Source organism: Micromonospora aridisoli (assembly GCF_056150025.1).
This window is the reverse complement of record NZ_JAXCFK010000190.1, coordinates 1-514: the sequence shown is the minus strand read 5'-3', so window position 1 is coordinate 514 and position 514 is coordinate 1. Positions and strand designations below refer to the sequence as shown.

At 56.6% G+C, this 514-nt stretch carries 2 protein-coding genes; both read left to right on the top strand.

The genetic code is table 11. The features are described from left to right. Positions 1 to 310: hypothetical protein (locus SM447_RS30050; RefSeq protein WP_474576233.1), on the top strand; the 310-nt coding region annotated here is incomplete at its 5' end. Positions 311 to 347: 37 nt separating this feature from the next. Beyond that, positions 348 to 514: FGGY family carbohydrate kinase (locus SM447_RS30045; RefSeq protein WP_474576234.1), on the top strand; the 167-nt coding region annotated here is incomplete at its 3' end.

Sequence of the window (514 nt, the reverse complement as noted above, 5' to 3'; positions counted from 1 at the left end):
CGACCCCCTTTACATATTTGTCGATCACGGCGCCGCCTACAGGCAGCAGCATGACGAATTTTACCACGACGCGGGTGTCGCCCGGATCAGTTTCGACAGCTCCTGGTGGGCATTGCAGCATATGTTGGAGCATGGCGGCTCTGCCTATCTGCCCAAAGCGTTGGCGGCGCCTTATGCGACAAAAATGCAATTGCATGTAACGTCTGAAGCGCCGGTCTTTACCCGAAAGAAGAACCTCATTGTAAATGACACCGCCGCACGCAACTGGGTGTGGTTTGCACCCCTTGTCTCAGCGCTATCCGCCGCTTGAGATCAGGCCGCTTCCACTTTGACTCTGGCCCGCGCGCATGCTTCGCTGCGCGGGACAAAGGACCAAGACCATGACCCATATTCTCGCCATCGATCAGGGCACCACATCAAGCCGGGCCATCCTGTTTGACGAAAAGCTCAACGTCACTGCGACCGCCCAAGAGGAATTCACGCAGCACTTTCCCAATTCCGGCTGGGTTGAACA